We start from the raw sequence: 25,066 nt of genomic DNA on the forward strand, positions 1-25,066 counted from the left end.
GCATGGAACTCCTGATGGCCAGCGCAATCGGGCTGCTTACGGCCGGCGGCGTCTACCTGCTGCTGCAGGCGCACACCTTCCCGATGGTGCTGGGCCTGACCCTGGTTTCCTATGCGGTCAACCTGTTCATCTTCGTGATGGGGCGGCTGGCCTCGGGCGCGCCGCCGCTGGTGTCGGGCCAGGCCGCATCCTATGCCGACCCGCTGCCGCAGGCGCTGGTGCTGACGGCGCTGGTGATCGGCTTTGGCATGACGGCCTTCGTGGTCGTGCTGGCGGTGCGCGCCCGCCATGCGCACGGCAGCGACCACGTCGATGCGGGACCGCGCCATGAATGACTGGGGCCACTGGATCATCATGCCGGTGGTGCTGCCGGCGCTGGCGGCCGCGGCGCTGGTCATGCTGCGGCCAGGGCCGCGCGTCCAGCGCATGGTTAGCCTTGCCGTCTGCTCGGCCCTGGCGCTGCTGGCCGCATGGCTGACCAGTGTGGCGGCGCAGGGCAGCCATCATGTGTATGCGCTGGGCAACTGGCCGGCGCCATTCGGCATCGTGCTGGTGCTGGACCGGCTGGCCGCGCTGATGCTGCTGGCGACGGCGGCCATCGCGCTGTGCAGCATGCTGTATGCGCTGCGCAGCCGCGCCGCCGCCGGCGGTCACTTTTACGCGCTCTTCCTGTTCCAGCTCATGGGCATCAACGGCGCCTTCCTGACCGGCGACCTGTTCAACCTGTTCGTGTTTTTCGAGGTGCTGCTGATCGCTTCCTACTGCCTGCTGCTGCAGGGCGGCACAAAGGAGCAGCTGGTGCCGGCCCTGCATTATGTCGCCATCAACTTCACCGGCTCCTTCCTGTTCCTGGTGGGCGTGAGCCTGCTGTATGCGATGACCGGCACCCTGAACATGGCCGACATGGCGCTGAAGGTGGCTGCGGCGCCTGCCGCCAATGCCGCGCTGATCCGCGCCGGCGGCCTGCTGCTGCTGGTGGTGTTCGCCATCAAGGCGGCGCTATTCCCGCTGTACTTCTGGCTGCCGCGCGCCTATGGCGCCGCCGAGGCGCCGGTGGCGGCGCTGTTTGCGATCATGACCAAGATCGGCGTCTACGCCATCCTGCGCGTGGGCACCCTGGTGTTCGGTCCGGACGCGGGCGTCGCCGCCGCCGTGTTCGAACCGTGGCTCCTGCCCGCAGCCCTGCTCACGGTGGCCGTGGCGAGCTTCGGCGTGCTGGCAGGCCAGACGCTGCGCACCATGGCGGGCTATCTCAACATCGCTTCGGTTGGCGTGATCTGCATCGGCGTCGGCATGTTTTCGCCGGCCGCCATCGGCGCTGCGCTCTACTACCTGTTGCACAGCACCCTGGCGATCGCCCTGCTGTTCCTGCTGATCGATCTGATCCGCCGCCGTCGCGCTGAAGGCGACCGCATCGGGCGCGGCGCGGCGCCGGCGCATCCGGCCGCGCTGGGTTTGCTCTACTTCGGCGCCGCCATCGCCGCCGTCGGCCTGCCGCCGCTGTCGGGCTTTCTCGGCAAGGCCATGCTGCTGCAGGCGGCGCAGGCGCATCCCCTGGCGGTGCTGGTGTGGGCGGTGGTGCTGGCCAACGCGCTGCTGGCCTTGCTGGCGATGGCGCGCGCCGGCAGCCTGGTGTTCTGGCATACCACGCCGCCTGGCGAGGACGCGCCGCATCCGGTGGTGCGCGGGCTGGCATCCGAGGCCGCGCCGGCGATGCTGCTTCTGGCCGGCATCCTGGCGCTGAGCGCGGGCGCGCAAACCGCCGCCGCATACACGGCCGCCACTGCCGAACAACTGCTGCAGCCAGCACAGTACATCGGCAGCGTCCTGCGCCAGGGCGCGAGCGCGACGCCGGGAGCGGTGCGATGAAACGCTGGCTTCCCTATCCACAGGTGTCGCTGGTTCTGCTGGCGGTCTGGCCGATGTTGAACAGCACGCTGGCGCCGGCCCACCTGCTGCTCGGCGCTTTTCTGGCATGGAGCCTGCCGCTGCTGTGCGACAGCCTGCTGGGCCGCAGGGTGCCGCTGCGCCGGCCCCTGCACATCCTCCGGCTGCTGGCCGTGGTGATGGCCGACATCGTGATCGCCAACTTCCGGGTGGCGCGCCTGATCCTGGGGCCGGCGTCGGCGCTGCGGCCGGCCTTCATCGAAGTGCCGCTGGACCTGCGCGAGCCGTACGCGGTGCATACGCTGGCCAGCATCATCACCCTGACGCCCGGCACCATTTCCTCGCGCATCAGCCAGGACCGGCGCCGGCTGCTGGTGCATGCGCTGAACGTGCCCGACCAGCAGGAACTCATCAATGACATCAAGCTGCGGTATGAACAGCCGCTCAAGGAGATATTCGAATGCTGACCGTGTCCATCTGGATTGCATCCTCGTTCATGGGGCTGGCGCTGCTGCTGAACCTCTACCGCCTGCTGCGCGGCCCGGACATTCCGGACCGCATCGTTGCCCTGGACACCGCCTACGTCAATGCCTTGTCGCTGCTGGTGCTGTTCGGCATACAGCAGGGCAGCCGCGCCTATTTCGAAATCGCGCTGCTCATGGGCATGGTCGGATTCGTCGGCACGGCCATGCTGGCCAAGTACCTGCTGCGCGGCGACATCATCGAATGAAGGCGGAGCCATCATCATGTCTATCATCATGGAAGCGCTGATTTCCCTTTGTCTGCTGGCTGGCGCATCGTTTGCGCTGATCGGGTCATGGGGCCTGGCCAAGCTGCCCGACTTCTATTCGCGGCTGCACGGGCCGTCCAAGGCATCCACCCTGGGCGTGGGCGGCATGCTGGTCGCATCGATGCTGTATTTCGCCGCGCATGGCGCGCCGAGCCTGCATGAATTGCTGATCACCCTTTTCCTGTTCATCAGCACGCCGGTCAGCGCGCACCTGCTGGTCCGGGCGGCGCTGCACCTGAAAGTGCGCGCCGTCTGCCCGCTGCCGCATGAGGATAATCAAGACCACGCTTAACAGTTGCCCGGTTCTTGTCTTTCACGCAACCAAGGCGTCATCCGTGGGTCAGACAGCTTTGCACTCATGACACGCGGCAATGACCAACGCATTATGGTTTGTTCTGGTGGGCGTGCTGATGCTCACGCGTGGGCTCAGCGCGACTGCGATCAAGCGCCTGCCGTTCACCTCGGCCATCATCTATCTGGCCGTCGGCATCATCCTCGGGCCCATGGTCCTGGGCATCTTCTATTTCGACCCCATCGAGCAGTCGGCCCTGCTGGAGCTGCTCACTGAAATCGCGGTGCTGATCTCGCTGTTCTCCGCCGGCGTGAAGATGCCGGTGCCGGTGAAGTGGTCGACCTGGCGCGCCCCGGTGCGGCTGGCCTGGGTATCGATGACCATCACCGTCGGCCTGATCGCGGCCTGCTGCTATCTGTTCCTGGGCATGCCGCTGGGCGCGGGCATATTGCTGGGCGCCGTGCTGGCGCCGACCGACCCGGTGCTGGCCACCGACGTCCAGACCCGCCACCCGGGCGACAATGACCGCCTGCGTTTCACGCTGACCTGCGAAGCCGGCATGAACGACGGCACCGCCTTCCCCTTCGTGATGCTGGGCCTGGGCCTGCTCGGCCTGCATGAGCTTGGCGAGAATGGCTGGCGCTGGCTGGCGGTCGATGTCGCCTGGGCCACGCTGGGCGGCATTGCCATCGGCGTCATCGGCGGCATCGTGATTGCGCATGCCGGCTGGAAGCTGCGCGGCATGGAGCAAAAGCATGATGTACTGGACGACCTGGTGGGCCTGGGCCTGATTGCAGTGGTCTATGGCGTGGCAGTCCATTTCAGCGCCTGGGGCTTTCTGTCGGTCTTCTTTGCCGGCGTGGCGCTGCGGCAGGCCGAACTGAAGCTTGCCGGCTCGGCCGGCGTGAAGCGGGAACAGCTGGAAGGCGAGGACGCCGGCACGGCGTCGGCCGGCGAAGGCCAGCCGCAGCCGCCGCATATCGTCAGCGTGGAAGCGCTGGTATTCAAGGAACATCTGGAGCGGCTGTCGGAGCTGATGCTGGTGCTGCTGCTGGGCGGCATGATGGTCAGGCAATACTGGAGCTGGATGACGGTCGGGCTGGCGCTGTTCATCTTCCTGGTGGCGCGTCCGCTGAGCGTGTTCGTGGGCCTGATCGGCACCAACACCTCGATGCGCATCCGCTGCATCTCCGCCTGGTTCGGCGTGCGCGGCATCGGCTCCATCTATTACCTCAGCTACGCAATCCAGCATGGCTTGCCGACCGAGCTGGCGCGCGAGCTGATACAGATCACCCTGGTCGTCATCACCCTGTCGATCCTGGTCCATGGCACCAGCGTCAAGCCGCTGCTCAACCGTCTCTGGAAGCGGCCCGGCAAGGCTGGCAAACAGGTTCAGCGGGGCGCTGCGAACTGAGCCCCATCCACAACCGCCTTATTTGCAGACCATCCCCGGGTTCCTGAACGGCCCGGCGCGCGGGTCAAGGAGGAAACACGCATGAGCAAGGAAGAAAAATTCACATCCGCCCACCAGCCTGCCGGCGGGTGGGGTTCGGTCAAGGCCGTGACCTCCATGTTGCTCAAGGAAGGCGCGGCCCTCAACGGCAGCCGCATCCTGCTGCACCAGAACAAGCCCGGGGGCTTTGCCTGCGTCAGCTGCGCCTGGGCAAAGCCAGCGCATCCGCATCCCTTCGAGTTCTGCTCCAACGGCGCCCAGGCCACCGCCTGGGAAATCACCAGCAAGCGGGTGGCGCCGGACTTTTTCCTGCGCCATACCGCAACCGAGCTGGAAGGCTGGAGCGACCATGCGCTGGAAGAGGAGGGCCGGCTGACGGCGCCTCTGCGCTGGGACGCGGCCACCGACAGGTACCTGGAAGTGTCGTGGCAGCAGGCCTTCGACGAGATCGGCGCCGAACTGAAGAAGCTCGCGCCGCAGTCGGCCGTGTTCTATACCTCCGGCCGGGCGTCGCTGGAAACGGCCTACATGTACCAGCTGCTGGCGCGCATGTATGGCTGCAACAACCTGCCCGACAGTTCCAACATGTGCCATGAAAGCACCTCGGTGGCGCTGCCCGAGACCATCGGCGTGCCGATCGGCACCGTGGCGCTGGACGACTTCGAGAAGACCGACTGCATCTTCTTCTTCGGCCAGAACGTCGGCACCAACAGCCCGCGCATGCTGCACCAGCTGCAGGAAGCCCGCAAGCGCGGCGTGCCGGTGATCACCTTCAATCCCCTGCGCGAGCGCGGCCTGGTCAGCTTTACCAATCCGCAGGACCCGGCCCAGATGCTGACCGCCGACGAGACCGGCATCAGCACACAGTACCACCAGCTCAAGGCCGGCGGCGACAGCGCCGCGCTGATGGGCCTGTGCAAGTTCCTGGTGGAGTGGGACGATGCGGCGCAGCAGGCGGGCAGGGCGCGCGTGCTGGACGAGCGCTTCCTGGCGCAGCACACCCATGGCCATGCCGAATTCCTGGAGGCGGTGCGCGGCTGGCGCTGGGAAGACATCGAGCGCGAATCGGGCCTGGCGCGCAATGCGCTCGAAATGGCCGCCGGCGCCTATGCCAATGCGCGCGCCGTGATCGGCATCTATGGCATGGGCCTGACCCAGCACACGAAGGGCGTGCAGAACGTGCAGATGCTGTCCAACCTGCTGCTGTTGAAGGGCAATATCGGCAAGCCCGGCGCCGGCATCTGCCCGGTGCGCGGCCATTCGAACGTGCAGGGCCAGCGCACCGTGGGCATCACCGAAAAGCCGGAGCTGGCGCCGCTGGACAAGCTGGAGCAACAGTACGGCTTCAAGGCGCCGCGCGAGAAGGGCCTGGCCACGGTGGAATCCTGCGAGGGCATACTGTCGGGCGACGTCAAGGCCTTCGTCAGCCTGGGCGGCAACTTCGTGCGCGCCGCGCCGGAAACGGCCCTGCTGGAAGCGGCCTGGCGGCGGCTGCGGCTGTCGGTGCAGATCGCCACCAAGCTCAACCGCAGCCATGTGCTGCATGGCGAGGTGGCGTTCATCCTGCCCTGCCTGGGCCGCATCGAGATCGACCGCCAGGCCGGCGGCGAGCAGTCGGTGTCGGTCGAGGACAGCACCGGCCACATGCACGGCTCGCGCGGCGTGGCCGAGCCGGCGGCCGACAGCCTGCTGTCCGAACCGGCGATCGTGGCCGGCATCGCCCGCGCGCTGCTGCCGCCCAACCCCAAGCTGGACTGGGAAAAGTGGGTCGGCGACTACAGCCTGATCCGCGATGCGATCGCCGAGACCTATCCCGAGATCTTCCATGACTTCAATGAGCGCATGTGGCAGCCCGGCGGCTTTGCGCGGCCGATCGCGGCCAGGAAGCGCGAATGGAAGACCAAGACCGGCAAGGCCAACTTCATCGTGCCCGAAGCCCTGAATGAAAACCCCGACATGGCTGAGCCGGCCGACGTGCTGCGCCTGTTCACGCTGCGCTCGGACGGCCAGTTCAACACCACGGTGTACCACCATGACGACCGCTTCCGCGGCGTCTACGGCACCCGCATGGTGCTGCTGCTGAACCACGACGACATCGCGCGTCTGGGCCTGGCCGAAGGCGACCGCGTGACCGCCGCCACCCATGCCGGCGACGGCGTGGCGCGCAGCGTGGCCGGCCTGCGGGTCACGCCCTATGACATACCCAAGGGCTGCGCCGCCGGCTATTTCCCCGAATGCAATCCGCTGATCCCGCTCTGGCACCATGCCGAGGAAAGCATGGTGCCGGCGGCCAAGGCGATCTCGATTAGGCTCACCCGCATGGAGGCGGCATGAACGCCGTCGCCGACATGCAGGCGCTGGCGATGCCGGCTCCCACATGCGAAGTGGGCGCATGGCGGCATGGCATGGCGGCGCAGGCCATCGACACCGTTGTGGAGGAAGTGCCGGTGGCGCTGGTCTACAACGGCATTTCGCATGCGGTGCTGCTGGCCTCGCCCACCGACCTGGAAGACTTCGCGCTTGGCTTTTCCCTGTCCGAGGCGATCCTGGCCAGCCGCGCCGAGCTCTATGACCTGGACGTGGTGGCGGGCGAGCAGGGCATCGAACTGCGCATGACCATCGCCGGCGCCGCCATGCATGCATTGAAGCTGCGCCGGCGCACGCTGGCAGGCCGCACCGGCTGCGGCCTGTGCGGCACCGAGAGCCTGGACCAGGTGCTGCGGCCGGTCACGCCGGTGGCCGCGGGCGGCGTCGCGCAGGCATCGGCCATCCATGCCGCGATGCGGGCGCTGGCGGAGCGCCAGGCGCTGCACCAGGCCACCGGCGCGGCGCATGCCGCCGGCTGGGCGCGCTGGGATGGCGAACTGCTCTTCACGCGCGAGGATGTGGGCCGCCACAATGCGCTGGACAAGCTGGTCGGCGCCATCGCCCAGGCCGGCATGGATGCGCGGGAAGGCTTCGCCATCGTGACCAGCCGCGCCAGCGTCGAAATGGCGCAGAAGGCCGCATGCGCCGGCATCCGCCTGCTGGCGGCGATCTCGGCGCCCACCGCGATGGCGGTGCGCCTGGCCGACCAGAGCGGCCTGACGCTGGCCGGTTTCGTGCGCCAGGACAGGCAGCTGGTGTACAGCCATCCGGAGCGGGTGCGCCCGGACTGATCAGGCGCCCGGCGTTGAAGCTGTGGCCGCTGTGGCCGGTGCGGCGGCCGTGGCGGACTCGTCGCCGCGCTTGTCGGCCCGCACCTCGGCCGGCGCGCCGGCGGCGATCAGCCCTTCGCCGGCCGCATGGGTGGCGGCGTATTCGCTGTCCGGCACCAGCACCAGCTGCGCGCCGCTGGCCCTCACTTCCTCGGCCAGCCGGTCGATCGCCTCGATCCGTTCCGGGTCGGGATTCACATTGCGAATGTAGATGGCCTTGATGCGCTGCGGATGGCGCAGCACCAGTTCGCGGTAGATCTCCGGATCTTCCTGTCCGCTGTCGCCGATCAGCACGAAGGGCAGGTCGGCATACGTGCCGAAGATGCGCTCGATGCTGGCCAGCTTGTGTTCCTGGTGCCGGCCGGCGCCGAACAGGCTTTTCACGCCCAGTTCCTTCAGCATCAGCGGGCCGATCGGCAGGTTCTGGGAGCGCAGGAAGTCGACCAGCGGCGTGTACAAATGCCAGGGGCTGCTCGACACATAGAACAGCGGATTGGCTTCGTTGCCGTCGGCGCCCGCATGCAGCGCCCGGTAGAACGCGGCCACGCCCTTGAACGGCTTCCTGGTATGGGCGTTCGAGATGGCCAGCATCTTCAGCATGCGCATCTTGTTGGTCACATTGCTCCACAACACCGTATCGTCGATGTCGCTGATGATGCCGAATCTTGCGCTGGCCGGCGGCACCAGCACTTCGGCGGTGGCGCTTGCCTGGCCGGCGGCCGGCGCCGGGTCCAGCAGCTCCAGCGCCACCTGCTGCCAGCCGGCGTCCACCGGCTGCGACAGGATCAGCTCCGCCTGGAAGTAGCCGTTATCGTCGGTCACGATCTCCTGTTCCGCGCCCTGGAAACGGGCGCGCAGCCTTGCGCCGGGCACCTCGTCCGAGCCCAGCCGCTTGTACAGCTCGGTCAGGTTGCGCCAGCCGCTGTGCCCGGCTTCGGGCGTGACGAAGCCCTCGTCCTTCAGCACCCGGCCGCGCAGCAGCAGGCGTCCGGTCGTGCCGTAGCCGATATAGGGAATCACGATGGCCGCGCCGTCGGACGCGGCGAAGCGCTTGAAGCGCCGGCCTGCCAGGCGCGCCAGCCGGGCCGCGCTTTCCTGCGCCTGCTGCAGCGCGCGCGGCAGCCGCGAGGAGGGCGCCTCTTGCGACGTGTCGGCAAGTGCGCCGGCAGCGTCCGGCGGCGCGTATTCGATCCACAGCGGCCCATCGTCGGCCAGTCGCAGCGCCGCCGCCTCGCGTTCTGCCGGCGCTTGCGGATCGACCCGTTCCGGCAGCACCGCCAGCGCCACGCCCCGCTGGCGCAGCTGTTCGATCTCGTCATCCGAGATCACGTCCGGATTGACCCAGATCGCTTCCAGCGTCGCACCCTGCGCCATCAGGTCGTCGTAGCCTTGCCGGGTCAAGATCAGAAAGGTCATCGGTTCCTCCGTTGTGGCGTAACCTTATTCTGCGTAGATTCGGGGTGGACAGGCTGGTTGCGGGATATGTGGACCGGACTTTGGTCAATATGGTTGGGGTTAGCGGGCGATACGCTTTCGCGGTTGCGGTTGCGGTTGCGGTTAAAGCACGCGCAGCGACAGTTGCCGTTGCCGTTGCCGTTGCCGTTGTTTGTGAAGTGGCAGTGAAGTCCCGTTGAGCGCGCCGTGTCAGCGGTGCCCGGAGCGGGAAAAGGTGCGGCGTCTGTCTGAGCCAAGCGCAGCTTGGCGAGTTTAGCCGCGCCCCGCTCCGGGTACCGCTGGCACGGGCACCCCGCGCAGCGGGGCGCGATCACCGGGTCGCCTTTTTTTGGTTACTTTTTTTGGCGAAGCAAAAAAAGTAACCCGGCCGCCGGGACGGACTCCCGGCTTGTCTCCACGACAGTGCAGCCGTCTTGCGTCACCCGGCAAGGCACGGGCAGCACTGTCGGTGTTGTTGTTGACGTTCGTATTGAAACTTCAAACTTCAACTTCAAAAGCAACTGCTGCTTCGCAGTGACGCCTTACCCCTGGTGAAACAAGCCGACTGCACTGTCGTCATGACCAGGCCGGGTGTTCGCCCCGGCGGGCGAGTCACTTTTTTGCTTCGCCAAAAAAGTAACCAAAAAAGGCGACCCCGACTGTGCCGCCCCGCTGCGCGGGGTTCCCGTGCCGTCGATGCCCGGAGCGGGGCGCGGCTAAACTCGCCAAGCTGCGCTTGACTCAAACAGACGCCGCACCTTTTTCCGCTCCGGGCATCGCCGTCACGGCGGTACACAGACGGGGACCCTAACTGCAACGGCAACGGCCACTTCAAAAGCAACGGCAACGGCAACGGCCACTTCAAAAGCAACGTCAACGTCAACGTCAACGTCAACGTCAACGTCAACGTCAAAAGCCACCTGCACCGGCACAAGCCGCTGCGCCCACAAGCCGACGCCGGCCCGGTGTGAGAAAATACCGCCTTCGTCTGAATCCAGGCCCGACGCCGTCCGGCGCGAGTCTCCCGCAATCAGCAAGTCCAGGCCGGCGCCGCCGCGCGCCCCGCCATCCATGCCTTAACAAAGAGATCACGTATGAATACCGCTGTGAACCCGGTCAACGAGCCTGACATCGACATCGCTGCCGACACCGACGAGCAAACCTCCGCCCAGGAGATGATGCATACCGGTTCGCGGCGCTTTGAGATCCTGGAAAAGAATCTGCGCCGCCTGACCGGCAAGGCCGTGATCGACTTCGGCATGATCGAGGAAGGCGACCGGGTGATGGTCTGCCTGTCCGGCGGCGCCGACAGCTACACCATGCTGGAAACCCTGCGCTATCTGCAGCGCGTCGCTCCGATCCGCTTCGAACTGTTCGCCGTCAACCTCGACCAGAAGCAGCCCGGCTTCCCGGAGCACGTGCTGCCGCGCTATTTAGACGGCATCGGCGTGCCCTACAAGATCGTTGAGGAAGACACCTACAGCATCGTCAAGGACAAGATCGCGCCCGGCAAGACCACCTGCTCGCTGTGCTCGCGGCTGCGGCGCGGCATCCTGTACCGCACCGCCAAGGAGATCGGCGCGACCAAGATCGCGCTCGGCCATCACCGCGACGACATCCTGCACACCTTCATGCTCAACCTGTTCTATGGCGGCACCATCAAGACCATGCCGCCCAAGCTGCGCGCCGACGACGGCGAGAACATCGTGATCCGTCCGCTGGCCTACTGCAAGGAGTCCGACATCAAGAAGTACGCGGCGGCGATGCAGTTCCCCATCATCCCCTGCAACCTGTGCGGCTCGCAGCCCAACCTGCAGCGCCAGGCCATGAAGGAAATGACGAAGCAGTGGGAAGCGAAGAACCCGCTGTGGGTCAAGAGCATGTTCACCGCGATGGGCAATGTGACGCCGTCCCACATGCTGGACCGCGACCTGTTCGACTTCAATGCCTTCACGCTGAAGGAAGGCGCCCCGGTGGAAGGCGACCGGCTGTTCGACCCGGAAGAAACGCCGGCGCAGGGCGGCAGCGTGGTCAAGCTGATCTGAGGCGTTGCCCGCTTTCTGCACGGCGCTGCCACGCCGCCTTGTGCGGGATCAGCGGCCTGAAACGCTCACCTCGGAAACTGGATTCAGCTCTTCGCCGCTGCTTCATATTCGGTTCGCCAGTCGGAAATGACTTTTACCGTATTCCCCAGCAGGTAGCCTTGAAGCGCACGCAGCCTTTGTTGTCCGGCCTGCATTTCGGCTTTGGTAATACAGCCCCTGACTGCCTGCGCGAGTGTTTTCCTCGCTCTTGATGTCGCTATGCTTATGGCGGATGCGGGGAGTTGTCCGGCTCTCCATTGCCTGAGTTCCATCTCGGAAAAGCCGCATAGGCTGGCGACCATTTTTTCGTCGACGATGCGCGGATAGCCGGTTTTTTCATCCCTCAGAGTCCAGTTCAGACCCTCAAATAAAAACCCGAAATATTTCGGCTCTCCGCTTCTGGCAGGCCAGGACTGATCGTTGTCGATGCCCTTGACCTCTCCTTGGGCAGTTAAACGCATGTTGTCCTCATTACGGTCTATCTGGCCGCTGGCTTGGTCGAGCAGCATTAGCCACGTCAGATTCCGATAAAGTTCGGCGCCGGCGTCGGAACCGGCATCCGGCTTGGCCAATTCAGCACCTTGGAACCGGCGATAGGTTTCCTCCGCTTTTTCCATCATGACGCCTGGCATGAAGACGAAATCAGGAGCTTGGCGCCCTGTCCTGGCCTGGTATTCGGATTTTTCCGTGTCAGTAAGAGGCACAGTCGAAATCGCAAGTTCGGATTCAACGATAACGTCCGCTCCGAATGCCTTTGCCAAACGATAGGAAGCAAGATTGCGGCCAATAATGCGCGGATCCGCAAGCGTTTCCGGTCCTATCAGTCCAAAGATATGCAAGGTAAGCAGCCCCGAGTCGTTGCCTTCTCCCGCGATCAGCTCGCCAGCTTGCAAATCGCAACTCCTGACTGTGCCGTTGCCATTTGATGTCGCTGAAGCGGCAATGAATTTTTCCGGTTTGAATATTCTTTCCGCTTTCGCTGCGTGCACTGCTCTGACTGCAGGGTTTGGATGTTGCCCGTCCTTGATGAAGAACCTTGCAAAGACGGTATTGAATGCTCCGTTGCCGAATTCCCGTCCTTGGTTTTCTGCCCATGCGTCATGATGGTCCTGAAGAAAAAGCTCTGCCTGGGCCAGACTCGCTCGCTTGCCGAGCGTCTCCTCGAAAAATTCCCTGGTGTAACCGCGCTGTATCAGTTGCTTTGCAATTTGCCCTGTAATGCCGGTGCGTTTCAGATGAAGCACCTGTTCAGGCGCATAGCCGGCGTTTTTGAATGACAAGGCCTCCCTTGCTGAAAATCCCTTTTTTCGCCATGCGCGGAGGTAAGTCGGGTCTTTGGCTGCATGCTCGAATTCTGCCGGCGACACGCCCAGCATTTCCCAGTAACGCCAGTCAGTTCTTAACCCGCGAAGGATGTCCGCTTCACGCAAGCCGTTACGCAAGGCCTGGAATGCGCCACCCCGGCTGCTTCCCGGCTGATCAACGGCATTTTTCAGCGCCTCGTCCAGCGCTGTCAGTTTGCCTTGCAACTCCGTCTCTCGGACGTCGCAGTGCCAATAACGCCTTAGTTTGTCATTGTTGTATTCATTTGCCAGGGCGTTGTATTGATCCAGTAAACTGGCGGTTTCAGTTAGCACAGGATCATCCGGAGCAGGAAGCGCGGTGCCATCCGGCCCAACAATGGTATTGATCAGACGTAGCTGTGCCCCGGTTGGGAAACTCAGCAGGTAGGCATCGGTTCGCAGCTTTTCCAGCGAGGCGGATTTATCCGCGCTGACGGCGTCTATGCCTCCAAGGCATTCCCAGTCCTCGCTGGTCGGGGGGTGGATGGAATCAATGGATCGTGAGACTTCAGCCGACCTGCTTCCCGCATGCACAGGACGGTAAGGGCTCGCGCGCTTGTCACCTTGCACCGTATCCTCACGCGGTATCGGTGCTCGATCCCACCGGCCAAATCCTGTCCCGATCATTGTTCCCCCAAAAAGCTTCGTTATGGATTACTTGCGTAAACCATTTTGGAAACGAGGTTCGTAATTTTGGGAAACCGGAAAGTCAGTGAATGTCGTTCAAATCGGGACTCGACCCATGCTCTTTAATTGGTCAGCTGCACGGGAGGTGGCTGGCCCGGCAACCTGTACCAGGCTGATGAGTGTACGGGCCGCCTCAACCCTTCTTCACCTGAAACACCTCCACCCCCACCGATTCGCAGTCCGGATACACATCCGGCTTCTCGGTCGACACCCTGACCGCGCGCACTTTGGGATGGGCCAGCATCGCGCGCGCGACGTCATCGCACAGGGTTTCCTGCAGGTGGATGTGGCCTTCGGCCATGCGGCGGGCGATGGTGTCGCGCATGAAGTCGTAGTCGACCACTTCATCGAGCTGATCGGCCTGCGGCGTCGACATGGCCAGCGGGATGAAAAGGTCGACGTTGATCAGCACCCGCTGCTCGCCCTTCTTTTCAAATTCATGCACGCCGATGTTGATCTGCACTTCATAGTTGCGCAGGAACAGGCGGCGGCAGTCGGACAGTTCGGGGTAAAACAGGGTAGGCAGCATGGGTTTCTCTACAGGTTATGAAAAGGGTCACGTTCAGGTGGCAAGGAACATTACGTCGCGCGGCAGCGGCATCAGGTGCTGGCCGCCGTCGACCAGCAGCGTCGTGCCCGTCACCGCGCCAGCCTGTGCAAGGTAGCAGACCGCGGCGGCTACATCTTCCGGCAGGCTGGAGCGGCCCAGGGGCGTGACCTTGTGGGCTTTCGCGAAGGCTTCGGGCGTCTGGTCGCCCGACTGCAGCGTGATGCCGGGCGCCACGCCCACCACCCGCACCCTGGGCGCGAGCGCCTGGGCCAGCATGGTGGTGGCGGTTTCGAGCGCCGCCTTGGACAGGGTATAGGACAGGAAATCGGGGTTCAGGTTGTGCAGCTTCTGGTCCAGCAGGTTGATCACCACGGACTGCTCGTCCTCCGGCGTGATCGCATGGAGCGCCTGCGCCAGCAATACCGGCGCGGCCAGGTTGGCATGCATGTGCGCATCCAGCCGCGCCGTCGAAAAATCATCCGCGCCGTCCTCTTCGAACAGGGCGGCATTGTTCACCACGCAGGACACCCGGCCGAAGCCGGCCGCGCGCGGCAGCAGCGCCCGCACCGCGGCCTCGTCGGACAGGTCGCACTGCAGCGCCAGCGCGCGCCGGCCGCGGCTTTCGATGTCCAGCACCGTCAGGTCGGCGTCATCTTCGGAATGCCGGTAGTGCACCACGATATCCCAGCCCTGGTCGGCCATGGCCAGCGCAATGGCGCGGCCCAGGCGCTTGCCGGCGCCGGTCACGAGTGCAACTTTCCGGGCATTCGTGGTCTGATGTCTGCGTGCAAGCCTTCCGGCGCCGCGTAGATTCATGTACAACCTCCAAGCCTATTTGACTACAATACCGTCTATGCAACTGCAACTGCCTGATCCTGGTCTCGACGCGCTGATGGCCTCGCGCGCGCTGCAAAACCTCATCGCGAACGACATCCGCCACAACTCCGGCTGGATTCCCTTCTCCCGATTCATGGAGCTGGCGCTGTATGCGCCGGGCCTCGGTTACTACAGCGGCGGCGCGGCCAAGCTCGGCAGGGACGGTGATTTTACAACCGCCCCCGAGATGTCGCCCCTGTTCGGCCAGACCCTGGCCCACGTGGTGGCCGACCTGATAGGCAGGACCACGCCGCAGATCATGGAGTTCGGCGCCGGCACCGGCAAGCTCGCGCGCGACATCCTCAACGAACTCTCGGCCATGGGCGTGGCGGTGCACCGCTATTCCATCGTCGAGCTGTCCGGCGAACTGCGCGCCCGCCAGCAGGAAACCCTGCGCGGCTTTCCGCAGGTGACCTGGCTGGACCAGTTTCCGGCGGTGTTCTCGGGCGTCGTGCTGGGCAACGAGGTGCTGGACGCGATGCCCGTGCAGCTGGTTACCAAGACCGCGCACGGCTGGCGCGAGCGTGGCATCGGCCTGTCGCCCAGGGGCTTCGTCTACCGCGACCGGCCATGCGATGCGTCGCTGCTGGCGCAGATTCCGCATGCCGAGCTTTTGCCGGAAGGTTATCTGACCGAGGTGCATCCGATCGCGCTGGGCTTCGTGCGCACGCTGGCCGGTATGCTGCGCGCCGGCTTCGACTACACCGGCCACGGCGGCGCGGCCCTCCTGATCGACTATGGCTTTCCGGCGCATGAGTACTATCTGCCGCAGCGCACCGAAGGCACGCTGATGTGCCACTACCGCCATCATGCGCATCCCGACCCGTTCTACATGCCGGGCCTGCAGGACATCACTGCCCATGTCGACTTTACCGCCGTGGCGCAGACCGCGGTCGCCAACGGCCTGGACGTGCTGAGCTATGCAAGTCAGGCCGCCTTCCTGATCGACGCCGGCATCGCCGACATCCTGCAGCGCACCCCGGCCAGCGACCGCCTGCGCTATCTGCCGCGCTCCAACGAGGTGCAGAAGCTGACCTCGCCGGCGGAAATGGGCGAGCTGTTCAAGGTGATTGCGCTCGGCACCCGGGTCGAATTGCCGCCGCAGTTCGCGCGCAACGACCGCAGCCATCGGCTTTGAGTACAATCGGGCTTTCGCCGTCGACGTTCCACCTCACAGAAAGCCGCGCATGTTCCGCTGGGTCCTGACCATCTTCATTGGCCTGATCGTCTTTTCCGCGCTGCTGCCCTGGCTGGAAAAGCTGGGCGTGGGCCGCCTACCGGGCGATGTCAGTTTTTCATTGTTCGGCAAGAGAATCTTCCTTCCCTTCGCTTCCACCATCCTGCTCTCCACCGTGATTTTCCTGGTCGCCCGCTTCCTCTAGAACGAAGCGTAGGCCCGGCGCAAGCAGGGCCGCCATGCAACTGGGTATACTGCCCGGCCAAACAATAAAACCAGAGACACATGGCCCTGACCCGGGAACAACTGCAGGCGCGCTACGGCGAGCGACACAAATGGCTGGTCCTGGTGACCGTGATGATCGGCTCGATGGCGGCGATCATGTCCTCCACCATCGTCAATGTCGCGGTGCCCGACCTGAGCCGCCATTTCACGCTGGGCCAGGAACGCGCCCAGTGGGTATCGACCAGCTTCATGCTGGCCATGACGCTGTCCATGCTGACCACGCCCTGGCTGCTGTTGCGCTTCGGCCTGCTGCGCACCTATGCCGGCGCAATGCTGCTGCTGCTGGCCGGCGGCATCTTTGGCGGCATCTCCGTCAACTACGCGATGCTGATCGCCATGCGCGTGGCCGAAGGCCTGGCCTGCGGCGTGGTGCAGCCGATACCGGCCATCATGATCCTGCGCTCCTTCGCCAAGGAAGAGCAGGGCAGGGCGATGGGCCTGTTCGGCTTCGGCGTGGTGCTGGCGCCTGCGATCGGCCCCAGCATCGGCGGCTTCCTGGTCGAGCATTTCGGCTGGCGCTCGATCTTCTTTATCATGGTGCCGTTCTGCCTGACCGTGCTGGCCATGGCCAACCGCTACCTGCCGCTGGGCGGCAGCGGCGGCAACGGCAAGCCGCTCGACTGGCGCGGCCTGCTGCTGGCGGGCGTGGCCATCATCTGCCTGTTGAACGGCCTGGTGGAGGTGCGCCAGCAGGGCACGCTCGCGCTGGTGCTGCTGGCGCTCGGCGTGGCCGGCCTGGCCGGCTTCGTCGCCTACCAGCTGCGCACCGCCAACCCGCTGATGAACATGACCCTGTTCCGCTATCCGCAGTTCGCCATGGGCGCGCTGGTCGCCTTCATCTACGGCATGGGCCTGTTCGGCTCGACCTACCTGCTGCCGGTGTACATGCAGATCGGCCTGCATTACCAGCCGTCGCAGGCCGGCCTGGTGCTGCTGCCGGCCGGCGGCGTGCTGGCGGTGACGATCTGGCTCGGCGGCCGGCTGGTGGACCGCTACCGGCCGCATGTGCTGGTCGCCGCCGGCGTCTCGCTGCTGGCGCTGTCGTTCGCGCTGATGGCCATGGTGCAGGCCGATACCAGCTATGTCGTGCTGATGCTGTGGGCCATCGTCGGCCGCATCGGTCTGGGCCTGGTGCTGCCGGCGCTCAGCCTGGGCGCGATGCGCGGCGTCGACTACAACCTGATCGCGCAGGGATCCAGCACCATCAATTTCCTGCGCCAGCTGGGCGGCGCCATCGGGGTGTCGCTGGTGGGCATCGTGCTGGAATGGCGTCTGGCGCTCTACCCGGCCGGGGGCGCGCATCCGCTGCGCGCCTTCGACGAGACTTTCCTGTTCATCGCCGTGGTGTCGGCGCTGGCGGTGCTGGCGGCCTGGCGCATGCGCGAGCCGCAGGCGGCCGCGCCGAACTGATCCTGCCTAATCGTCCCATCCGCCGCGGCGTTTCTCGCCGCGCGCCGCGGCGTCGCGGGCGAACATGGCTTCCAGCTCGTCGCGCGCCTGCCGCGCCATCGACACGTACTGCTGCTGGTCGCGGTAATACGGATAGACGTCGAGCAGCGACTTCAGGGTATGGGCGCGGAATTTCATCGTCGCCTGGCGCGCCTGCCAGGCGCTTGCGCCGAGATGCTGCATCACGCGCCGGCCCAGCAGCAGAGCGCTCTCGAAGGTTTCGCGCTCGATCACGGTGACGCCGCGGTCCATCAGGTCGTAGTAGTGGCTGACGTTGCGGGCGCGGGCCAGGATGGGCAGGTCGGGAAACACCTCGCGCGCCGCGTCCACCAGCTTCAGGCTGTCCTCCACGTCGTCGATCGCCAGCACCAGCGCCCGCGCACCGGCGGCGCCGGCGGCATGCAGCAGGTCGATGCGGGTGGCGTCGCCATAGAACACCTTGAAGCCGAAGCGGCGCAGCAGGTCGATCTGGTCCGGGTCATGGTCCAGCACCGTCAGCGACACGCCGTTGGCATGCAGCAGGCGGCCGACGATCTGACCGAAGCGGCCGAAGCCGGCAATGATCACATGGTCTTCCTTGGCTTCCGGCTTGTCGTCCGGGCGTTGTTTCCCAGCCGCGTGGCGCGGCGCGATCACCTTGTCATGCCAGAGCAGCAACAGCGGCGTGGCCATCATCGACAGCGTGACCGTCACCACCAGCACCGCCGCCTGCTCCTGGCTGAACACCCGCGCCGTGGCGGCGGCGCCGAACACCACGAAGGCAAATTCCCCGCCCTGGGCCAGCACGAAGGCAAACAGCGCCCGCTGGCCGCGGGCAACGCCGAGCTTCATCGCCAGCAGATACAGCACCAGTCCCTTGATGACGAGAAACAGGACGACCATGCCCAGGATGCGCCACGGCTGGGCCAGGAACACGGCGAAATCCACCGACATGCCGACCGCCGTAAAGAACAGCCCCAGCAGCAGGCCCTTGAACGGCTCCAGGTCCGACTCCAGCGCATGCCGGTATTCCGAATCGGCCAGCAGCACGCCGGCGAGGAAGGTGCCGAGCGCCATCGACAGCCCGACCCATTGCATCAGCATCGCGATCGCGATCACCAGGAGCAGCGCAAAGGCGGTGAAGATCTCGCGCATGCCGGTTCCGGCGATCATGCGCAGCGCCGGGCGGATCAGGAAGCGCCCGCCCAGCACCAGCGCCGCGATCACCGCGATGATCCGCGCCGCGTCGACCCAGCTGGTGCTGTCCTGTCCGGACGACACGCCCAGCATCGGGACGATGGCAATCATCGGAATCGCCGCGATGTCCTGGAACAGCAGGATGGAAAAACCGGCCGCGCCGGCCGGCGTGGCCATCAGGTTGCGCTCCTCCAGCGTCGCCAGCGCAATCGCCGTCGACGACAGCGACAGCCCCAGGGCTGCGATCAGCGCCACTTTCCAGTCTATGCCGAACAGCAGCGCCGTCCCGGCCAGCGCCGCCGCCACCAGCAGCACCTGCGCGCCGCCGCCGCCAAAGATCGGCCGGCGCATCGCCCATAGCCGCTTCGGCTCCAGTTCCAGTCCGATCAGGAACAGCAGCAGCACCACGCCGAATTCCGAGAAGTGCAGAAGATTTTCCACACCGCTGATCAGGCCCAGGCCCCAGGGCCCGATGGCGATGCCGGCCAGCAGGTAGCCCAACACCGCACCCAGGCCGAGGCGCTTGGCGATCGGCACCGCCACGACCGCGGCCAGCAGGTAAATCAGGGCGTTCTGCAACAGGCTGTGATCCATCGCTTGTCCTCTTTTCCTTCTTAATAGCGCGGGGCGCCGGTGTCAGTGCGTTGCGCTAGGGAAGCGGGAAAGCCGGCCAGCAGGCTGCGGTAAGCCTCGACATGCGCCGCCACCGCCTCCTCGCCGGCCCGGCGGGCGCCATGCAGCACCAGCGGCGGCAGCCAGCGCATGCCGCATAGCGCCGCAGTTTGCCGGTAGGGCGGCAGGAACGCCGAAAAGGGGTGGCCGTGTTCGCCGCCTTCACTGTAGGACTGCGCGCTGCCGCCGGTCGTCACCGCCAGCAGGAAATGCTTGCCCGCCAGCGCGCGGCCATTGCGGCCATGCGCCCAGCCATATTCCAGCACCTGGTCCAGCCATTCCTTCTGCAGCGAAGGCATGCCATACCACTGCATCGGATGCTGAAGCACGATCAGTTCCGCCTGCGCCAGCAGGTTCTGCTCATGGTCGACATCGATCACGAAGTCCGGGTACAGCTCATAGAGCTCGCTGACGGTCACGTCCGGCACGGCGCGGGCAGCGGCGATCATGCGCCGGTTCACGCGCGAGGCGTTCGGCGCGGCATGGGCATATACGATCAGGATTCGGGACATGACAATCTGCAAGAAGGGCGATGCCGCATTATCAACGCCCGGCGTGGTTTTTTCAGCACAATACCGTCTTGTATGCCGCCAGGAACCGAACAGACGAAACTTTTTGCATCCGCAAGGCAAAACGCACTTTTATTTCCTGTGCGGCTGGTGCTATGATTCGGCTCCTTCGACATGAAGTGCAGCAAGAAAACACTTCGATGTTGACAGGCCGAGGGTTTCCCAATATAGTTCGGGGTTCCCTGCGGAGGGGTGGCCGAGTGGTTAATGGCAGCAGACTGTAAATCTGCCCTCTTACGAGTACGCTGGTTCGAATCCAGCCCCCTCCACCACAGGCGAGTAGCGGTAGGTGATAGTAATTTAGTTGTGAGTGGCTGTCTGGTCACCCTTGCGGGTGTAGCTCAATGGTAGAGCTGAAGCCTTCCAAGCTTATGACGAGGGTTCGATTCCCTTCACCCGCTCCAGTTTTCGGCTGTTGACGTTGCTTCAGGGCGTCAGGAGTCAAAGGTTTTGCCCTTTTAGCTCAGTGGTAGAGCACTCCCTTGGTAAGGGAGAGGCCACGTGTTCAATCCACGTAAAGGGCACCAAATTCAGTACGGGGCGCATCGCATCGCGCGATGCGCCCTTGGCAATGCGCACATCAGCAAGATAGTCGGGCCAGTGCCTGGACATTCTCATCAAATCGTTAGGAGTCTAAGATGGCAAAAAGCAAATTTGAGCGGACCAAACCGCACGTGAATGTGGGCACCATCGGCCACGTCGACCATGGCAAGACCACGCTGACCGCGGCAATCGCAACGGTTCTGTCGGCCAAGTTCGGCGGCGAAGCAAAGAAATACGACGAGATCGACGCAGCGCCGGAAGAGAAGGCACGCGGCATCACTATCAACACCGCTCACGTCGAATACGAAACCCAGAACCGCCACTACGCGCACGTTGACTGCCCGGGCCACGCCGACTATGTGAAGAACATGATCACCGGCGCCGCCCAGATGGACGGCGCGATCCTGGTGTGTTCCGCAGCCGACGGCCCGATGCCGCAGACCCGCGAGCACATCCTGCTGGCGCGTCAGGTTGGCGTTCCGTACATCATCGTCTACCTGAACAAGTGCGACATGGTCGACGACGAAGAGCTGCTGGAACTGGTGGAAATGGAAGTGCGCGAGCTGCTGTCGAAGTACGAGTTCCCTGGCGACGACCTGCCCATCATCAAGGGTTCGGCCAAGCTGGCGCTGGAAGGCGACAAGGGCCCGCTGGGCGAGCAGTCGATCATGGCGCTGGCCGATGCGCTGGACAGCTACATCCCGACGCCTGACCGTGCCGTTGACGGCGCGTTCCTGCTGCCGGTGGAAGACGTGTTCTCGATCTCTGGCCGCGGCACGGTTGTGACCGGTCGCGTCGAGCGCGGCATCGTCAAGGTTGGCGAAGAGATCGAAATCGTTGGTATCCGCGACACCCAGAAGACCACCTGCACGGGCGTGGAAATGTTCCGCAAGCTGCTGGACCAGGGTCAGGCTGGCGACAACGTTGGCGTTCTGCTGCGCGGCACCAAGCGTGAAGACGTCGAGCGCGGCCAGGTTCTGGCCAAGCCGGGTTCGATCAAGCCGCACAAGCACTTCACCGGCGAGATCTATGTTCTGTCGAAAGACGAGGGCGGCCGTCACACCCCGTTCTTCAACAACTATCGCCCGCAGTTCTACTTCCGTACCACGGACGTGACCGGTTCGATCGAGCTGCCGAAGGATAAGGAAATGGTCATGCCTGGCGACAACGTGTCGATCACCGTGATGCTGATCAACCCGATCGCGATGGAAGAAGGTCTGCGTTTTGCAATCCGCGAAGGTGGCCGTACCGTCGGCGCCGGCGTCGTTGCAAAAATCATGGACTAAGGAAAAGTCTGCTGCCTGCGCCGGTTCCCGGCGCGGCAGTCTCGACGGTTCCGGGTTTTACCGTTTTAACGTAGGGGCGTAGCTCAATTGGCAGAGCGTCGGTCTCCAAAACCGAAGGTCGGGGGTTCGAGGCCCTCCGCCCCTGCCACCGTTTCAGGTGCAGGGCACCGAAAGTAAAATTGTATGGCTAATCAACCCGTGCAGACCGTCAATACGTCAGGCGACAAGATGAAGGTCGGCCTGGCTATTTGCGCTGCTATTGCCGGTGTAGTGGGTTTCTATCTGTTGGCAGGCCAGTCCACCTTGGTGCGCACCGGCGCACTGCTTGCCGGTCTCGTGGTTGCCATCGGCCTGCTCTGGACTTCACTGTCCGGCCAAGGCTTTCTGGCATTCGCCAAAGAATCTGTTCGTGAAACCAAGAAAGTCGTGTGGCCTACCCGCAAGGAAGCCATGCAGATCACCGCAGTCGTCTTCGGCTTCGTGCTGATGATGGCAATCTTTCTCTGGGGTACGGACAAGATACTGGAATTCCTGTTGTACGACTTGATCCTGGGCTGGAAACGATAATGAGCGACAATCTGCAAGACGGCGTGCCGAGCGAGGCCGCAGTCACCGCGCCGACCGGCAACAAGCGCTGGTACGTGGTGCACGCTTATTCCGGAATGGAAAAGAGCGTACAGCGCGCGCTGACCGAGCGTATTGCTCGCGCCGGCATGGAAGACAAGTTCGGCCAAATCCTGGTGCCGACCGAGGAAGTCATCGAAGTCAAGAATGGTCACAAGTCCGTGACCGAACGCCGCTTCTTCCCTGGCTATGTGCTGGTCGAAATGGAAATGACCGACGACACCTGGCACCTGGTCAAGAACACCAGCAAGGTGACCGGCTTCATCGGCGGCAAGTCCAACAAGCCGACGCCGATCCCGCCGCACGAAGTCGACAAGATCCTGCACCAGATGCAGGAAGGCATCGAGAAGCCACGTCCCAAGGTGCTGTACGAAGTGGGCGAGCTGGTCCGCATCAAGGATGGTCCGTTTACCGACTTCAACGGCAACGTCGAGGAAGTCAACTACGAAAAGTCCAAGGTCCGCGTTTCTGTCACGATCTTCGGGCGCGCAACGCCGGTCGAACTCGAATTCGGCCAGGTCGAAAAAGTTTAAGCAGCAACCGCAGCGAAAGCGCCCATGCCGGGCGCTGCATCCATTGCGAAACCGGCATGCATCAAACGAGGAGCCCCCGCGAGGGCTAGTACTTCGCAGCGGCGCTAACACTCACTCAAACTGGAAGCATCATGGCAAAGAAAATCATAGGCTATATCAAGCTGCAAGTGCCAGCTGGTAAAGCAAATCCGTCCCCTCCGATCGGCCCGGCGCTGGGTCAGCGCGGCCTGAACATCATGGAATTCTGCAAGGCGTTCAACGCCCAGACCCAGGGTGTCGAGCCAGGTCTGCCCATCCCTGTCGTGATCACCGCGTTCGCCGACAAGTCCTTCACCTTCGTGATGAAGACCCCGCCGGCAACCGTGCTGATCAAGAAGGCAGCCGGCATCACCAAGGGTTCGGCTCGTCCGCACACCGACAAAGTCGGCAGCATCACCCGCGCACAAGCTGAAGAAATCGCAACAACCAAGCGGCCAGATCTGACCGCTGCCGACATGGATGCAGCCGTGCGCACGATCGCTGGCTCCGCACGTTCCATCGGTATCACGGTGGAGGGTCTGTAATGGCTAATCTGTCCAAGCGCGCCAAGGCAATCAAGGCAAAAGTTGACCGCACCAAGGTTTATCCCTTCGACAACGCCATCGCGCTGATCAAGGAATGCGCCACCGCCAAGTTCAACGAATCGATCGACGTCTCGGTTCAGCTGGGCGTGGATGCAAAGAAATCGGACCAGGTTGTCCGCGGTTCCGTCGTGCTGCCTGCCGGCACCGGCAAGAGCGTGCGCGTGGCCGTGTTCGCCAGCGGCGACAAGGCTGAAGCAGCCAAGGCTGCCGGCGCCGAAGTAGTCGGTATGGAAGACCTGGCAGAACGCATCAAGGCCGGCGACATGCCGTTCGACATCGTGATCGCTTCGCCGGACACCATGCGTATCGTCGGTACCCTGGGCCAGATCCTGGGACCGCGCGGCCTGATGCCTAACCCCAAGGTTGGCACCGTGACCCCGGACGTCGCAACCGCCGTGAAGAATGCCAAGGCAGGTCAGGTGCAGTATCGTACCGACAAGGCCGGCATCATCCACGCGACCATCGGCCGCAAGGATTTCGCCGACGCCGACCTGAAGAGCAACCTGGTTGCCCTGATCGACGCATTGAACAAGGCCAAGCCGGCCACCAGCAAGGGTATCTATCTGCGCAAGGTTTCGCTGTCGTCCACCATGGGCGCCGGCGTACGCGTTGACCAGACCACCCTGGCTGCTTGAGTACTGAATCAAGACCCTGCGCGAAATACCGCGTGGGGCGCATCTTTGGGCCGGGCCGGAGTCGTTGTCGGATGAAGGCCCGGGCAATCAAAGACCGTTGGGCGGAAGTGCATGCAGCTTGTGCACCATGTTAATAGCCAAGGGAGCGATCCCGAAGCACCCAACGCAGATGGCGAGCCCGAACAAGTTTTGTAGTCTGCCCGCTGTGCATGCAGTACCGCAACAGCAGTGAACTCCTGACTTCGGACGCCGTGTTCGAACCGATGCAAGGCAAGCAGCCAACTGGCTGTGTAGGCGCCAAGCATCATTTTTGGAGCTTGACCGTGGGTCTCAATCGGAATGAAAAACAGGCCGTAGTCGAAGAAATCTCTGCCAAGATCGCATCGGCACAGACCATCGCCCTGGCTGAATACCGTGGCATCCAAGTCGGTCAAATGACGCAACTGCGTTCCAAGGCGCGTGACCAGGGCGTGTACCTGCGTGTGTTGAAAAACACGCTGGCTCGCCGTGCAGTAGAAGGTACCGCGTTCTCCGGACTCGCCGACGACATGACCGGTCCGCTGATCTATGCGATCTCGGACGATGCTGTCGCCGCTGCCAAGGTCCTGTCGGACTTTGCCAAGGGCAATGACAAGCTGGTCATCCGTGGTGGTAACTACGCAGGCAAGCCGCTGGACAAGGCAGGCGTAGCAGCGCTGGCTAACATCCCGACCCGTGAAGTTCTGCTGTCCCAGCTGATGGGCATCATGCAGGCGCCGGTATCCGGATTTGCCCGTGCACTCGCCGCCCTGGCGGAAAAGAACGGCGGCGGCGCCGCAGCCGAAGAGGCTGCAGCACCGGCGGAAGCAGGCTAATCAGGCCTGTTTCGTTCGCGTCAATGACGACTTGATGTAACTATCGA

24 protein-coding genes and 4 tRNA genes are annotated in these 25,066 nt (G+C 64.0%); 22 read left to right on the forward strand and 6 right to left on the reverse strand.

Annotation, left to right across the window (positions count from 1 at the left end; all coding sequences use genetic code 11):
* Window positions 1-2 precede the first annotated feature (2 nt).
* The 8 genes from ABC383_RS15815 to fdhD all read left to right on the forward strand — a co-directional run bounded on the left by ABC383_RS15815 (window position 3) and on the right by fdhD (window position 7,580).
* A complete protein-coding gene (locus ABC383_RS15815; protein ID WP_413015040.1) occupies window positions 3-335 on the forward strand; it encodes a Na+/H+ antiporter subunit C in 333 nt (110 codons plus the stop codon).
* Complete coding sequence (locus ABC383_RS15820; RefSeq protein WP_413015041.1) at window positions 328-1,869, forward strand: monovalent cation/H+ antiporter subunit D; 1,542 nt, start codon at window positions 328-330, stop codon at window positions 1,867-1,869. Before ABC383_RS15815 ends, ABC383_RS15820 begins: the two co-directional genes overlap by 8 nt.
* Window positions 1,866-2,354 carry a Na+/H+ antiporter subunit E gene (locus ABC383_RS15825; RefSeq protein WP_413015042.1) on the forward strand — a complete coding sequence of 163 codons (489 nt, stop codon included), beginning with the start codon at window positions 1,866-1,868 and terminating at the stop codon, window positions 2,352-2,354. The genes ABC383_RS15820 and ABC383_RS15825 overlap by 4 nt, the downstream gene beginning before the upstream one ends.
* Window positions 2,348-2,617 (forward strand): K+/H+ antiporter subunit F, encoded by a 270-nt coding sequence (locus ABC383_RS15830; protein ID WP_413015043.1) that lies wholly within the window; start codon window positions 2,348-2,350, stop codon window positions 2,615-2,617. The genes ABC383_RS15825 and ABC383_RS15830 overlap by 7 nt, the downstream gene beginning before the upstream one ends.
* Before the next feature lie 16 nt (window positions 2,618-2,633).
* Complete coding sequence (locus ABC383_RS15835) at window positions 2,634-2,969, forward strand: Na+/H+ antiporter subunit G (RefSeq protein ID WP_413015044.1); 336 nt, start codon at window positions 2,634-2,636, stop codon at window positions 2,967-2,969.
* 79 nt (window positions 2,970-3,048) lie between these two features.
* Entirely contained in the window at window positions 3,049-4,383 is a 1,335-nt protein-coding gene (locus ABC383_RS15840) for a cation:proton antiporter (RefSeq protein ID WP_413015045.1), read from the forward strand.
* Window positions 4,384-4,464: 81 nt separating this feature from the next.
* Window positions 4,465-6,756: an FdhF/YdeP family oxidoreductase gene (locus ABC383_RS15845; RefSeq protein WP_413015046.1), complete on the forward strand. Its 2,292-nt coding sequence runs from the start codon at window positions 4,465-4,467 to the stop codon at window positions 6,754-6,756.
* Window positions 6,753-7,580: a formate dehydrogenase accessory sulfurtransferase FdhD gene (gene fdhD, locus ABC383_RS15850; RefSeq protein ID WP_413015047.1), complete on the forward strand. Its 828-nt coding sequence runs from the start codon at window positions 6,753-6,755 to the stop codon at window positions 7,578-7,580. Before ABC383_RS15845 ends, fdhD begins: the two co-directional genes overlap by 4 nt.
* Here fdhD and ABC383_RS15855 read toward each other — a convergent pair whose 3' ends face one another.
* Window positions 7,581-9,035, reverse strand: a complete 1,455-nt coding sequence (locus ABC383_RS15855; protein WP_413015048.1) for an App1 family protein phosphatidate phosphatase — start codon at window positions 9,033-9,035, stop codon at window positions 7,581-7,583.
* A gap of 1,112 nt (window positions 9,036-10,147) precedes the next feature.
* On the opposite strand from ABC383_RS15855, the gene ttcA reads away from it, so the two are divergent.
* Complete coding sequence (gene ttcA / locus ABC383_RS15860; protein WP_413015049.1) at window positions 10,148-11,098, forward strand: tRNA 2-thiocytidine(32) synthetase TtcA; 951 nt, start codon at window positions 10,148-10,150, stop codon at window positions 11,096-11,098.
* Window positions 11,099-11,181: 83 nt separating this feature from the next.
* Here ttcA and ABC383_RS15865 read toward each other — a convergent pair whose 3' ends face one another.
* The 3 genes from ABC383_RS15865 to ABC383_RS15875 form a co-directional block, all read right to left on the reverse strand.
* Entirely contained in the window at window positions 11,182-13,050 is a 1,869-nt protein-coding gene (locus tag ABC383_RS15865; RefSeq protein WP_413015050.1) for a hypothetical protein, read from the reverse strand.
* A gap of 250 nt (window positions 13,051-13,300) precedes the next feature.
* Window positions 13,301-13,696: a dihydroneopterin aldolase gene (locus tag ABC383_RS15870; RefSeq protein WP_413015051.1), complete on the reverse strand. Its 396-nt coding sequence runs from the start codon at window positions 13,694-13,696 to the stop codon at window positions 13,301-13,303.
* Between the two features lie 33 nt (window positions 13,697-13,729).
* The gene (locus ABC383_RS15875) at window positions 13,730-14,533 is read right to left on the reverse strand and encodes an SDR family oxidoreductase (RefSeq protein WP_413015052.1); all 804 of its coding nucleotides are present in this window, start codon (window positions 14,531-14,533) and stop codon (window positions 13,730-13,732) included.
* A gap of 37 nt (window positions 14,534-14,570) precedes the next feature.
* Between ABC383_RS15875 and ABC383_RS15880 the strand changes: the two genes are divergently transcribed.
* From ABC383_RS15880 to ABC383_RS15890, 3 genes are all read left to right on the forward strand, one after another.
* On the forward strand, window positions 14,571-15,731 hold the full coding sequence (locus ABC383_RS15880) for a class I SAM-dependent methyltransferase (protein ID WP_413015053.1): 1,161 nt from the start codon (window positions 14,571-14,573) through the stop codon (window positions 15,729-15,731).
* Between the two features lie 49 nt (window positions 15,732-15,780).
* The gene (locus ABC383_RS15885; RefSeq protein WP_413015054.1) at window positions 15,781-15,975 is read left to right on the forward strand and encodes a DUF2905 domain-containing protein; all 195 of its coding nucleotides are present in this window, start codon (window positions 15,781-15,783) and stop codon (window positions 15,973-15,975) included.
* Between the two features lie 80 nt (window positions 15,976-16,055).
* The gene (locus ABC383_RS15890) at window positions 16,056-17,465 is read left to right on the forward strand and encodes a DHA2 family efflux MFS transporter permease subunit (protein WP_413015055.1); all 1,410 of its coding nucleotides are present in this window, start codon (window positions 16,056-16,058) and stop codon (window positions 17,463-17,465) included.
* Between the two features lie 6 nt (window positions 17,466-17,471).
* Here the strand turns inward: ABC383_RS15890 and kefC are convergent, their stop codons facing one another.
* Both kefC and kefF read right to left on the reverse strand, forming a co-directional pair.
* Window positions 17,472-19,274 carry a glutathione-regulated potassium-efflux system protein KefC gene (gene kefC, locus ABC383_RS15895; RefSeq protein WP_413015056.1) on the reverse strand — a complete coding sequence of 601 codons (1,803 nt, stop codon included), beginning with the start codon at window positions 19,272-19,274 and terminating at the stop codon, window positions 17,472-17,474.
* A 20-nt stretch (window positions 19,275-19,294) separates the two neighbouring features.
* Window positions 19,295-19,864 carry a glutathione-regulated potassium-efflux system oxidoreductase KefF gene (kefF, locus tag ABC383_RS15900; protein ID WP_413015057.1) on the reverse strand — a complete coding sequence of 190 codons (570 nt, stop codon included), beginning with the start codon at window positions 19,862-19,864 and terminating at the stop codon, window positions 19,295-19,297.
* 243 nt (window positions 19,865-20,107) lie between these two features.
* Here kefF and ABC383_RS15905 point away from each other — a divergent pair.
* From ABC383_RS15905 to rplJ, 10 genes are all read left to right on the forward strand, one after another.
* Window positions 20,108-20,193, forward strand: a tRNA-Tyr gene (locus tag ABC383_RS15905).
* A gap of 58 nt (window positions 20,194-20,251) precedes the next feature.
* Window positions 20,252-20,325 (forward strand) — tRNA-Gly (locus tag ABC383_RS15910).
* Between the two features lie 48 nt (window positions 20,326-20,373).
* A tRNA-Thr gene (locus ABC383_RS15915) sits at window positions 20,374-20,448 on the forward strand.
* Window positions 20,449-20,559: 111 nt separating this feature from the next.
* Window positions 20,560-21,750, forward strand: a complete 1,191-nt coding sequence (tuf, locus tag ABC383_RS15920) for an elongation factor Tu (RefSeq protein ID WP_194713605.1) — start codon at window positions 20,560-20,562, stop codon at window positions 21,748-21,750.
* Window positions 21,751-21,822: 72 nt separating this feature from the next.
* Window positions 21,823-21,898, forward strand: a tRNA-Trp gene (locus tag ABC383_RS15925).
* A 35-nt stretch (window positions 21,899-21,933) separates the two neighbouring features.
* Window positions 21,934-22,317, forward strand: coding sequence for a preprotein translocase subunit SecE (gene secE / locus ABC383_RS15930; protein WP_194713594.1), 384 nt, complete (start codon window positions 21,934-21,936; stop codon window positions 22,315-22,317).
* Window positions 22,317-22,907 carry a transcription termination/antitermination protein NusG gene (gene nusG, locus ABC383_RS15935; RefSeq protein WP_194713595.1) on the forward strand — a complete coding sequence of 197 codons (591 nt, stop codon included), beginning with the start codon at window positions 22,317-22,319 and terminating at the stop codon, window positions 22,905-22,907. The genes secE and nusG overlap by 1 nt, the downstream gene beginning before the upstream one ends.
* 131 nt (window positions 22,908-23,038) lie before the next feature.
* The gene (rplK, locus tag ABC383_RS15940; RefSeq protein ID WP_194713596.1) at window positions 23,039-23,470 is read left to right on the forward strand and encodes a 50S ribosomal protein L11; all 432 of its coding nucleotides are present in this window, start codon (window positions 23,039-23,041) and stop codon (window positions 23,468-23,470) included.
* Window positions 23,470-24,165 (forward strand): 50S ribosomal protein L1, encoded by a 696-nt coding sequence (rplA, locus tag ABC383_RS15945; protein WP_194713597.1) that lies wholly within the window; start codon window positions 23,470-23,472, stop codon window positions 24,163-24,165. The genes rplK and rplA overlap by 1 nt, the downstream gene beginning before the upstream one ends.
* 263 nt (window positions 24,166-24,428) lie before the next feature.
* Complete coding sequence (rplJ, locus tag ABC383_RS15950) at window positions 24,429-25,019, forward strand: 50S ribosomal protein L10 (protein WP_413016390.1); 591 nt, start codon at window positions 24,429-24,431, stop codon at window positions 25,017-25,019.
* Window positions 25,020-25,066: the final 47 nt, after the last annotated feature.

The sequence above is a fragment of the Noviherbaspirillum phoenicis genome, assembly GCF_047237965.1.
Taxonomy (GTDB): Bacteria; Pseudomonadota; Gammaproteobacteria; order Burkholderiales; family Burkholderiaceae_D; genus Noviherbaspirillum_A.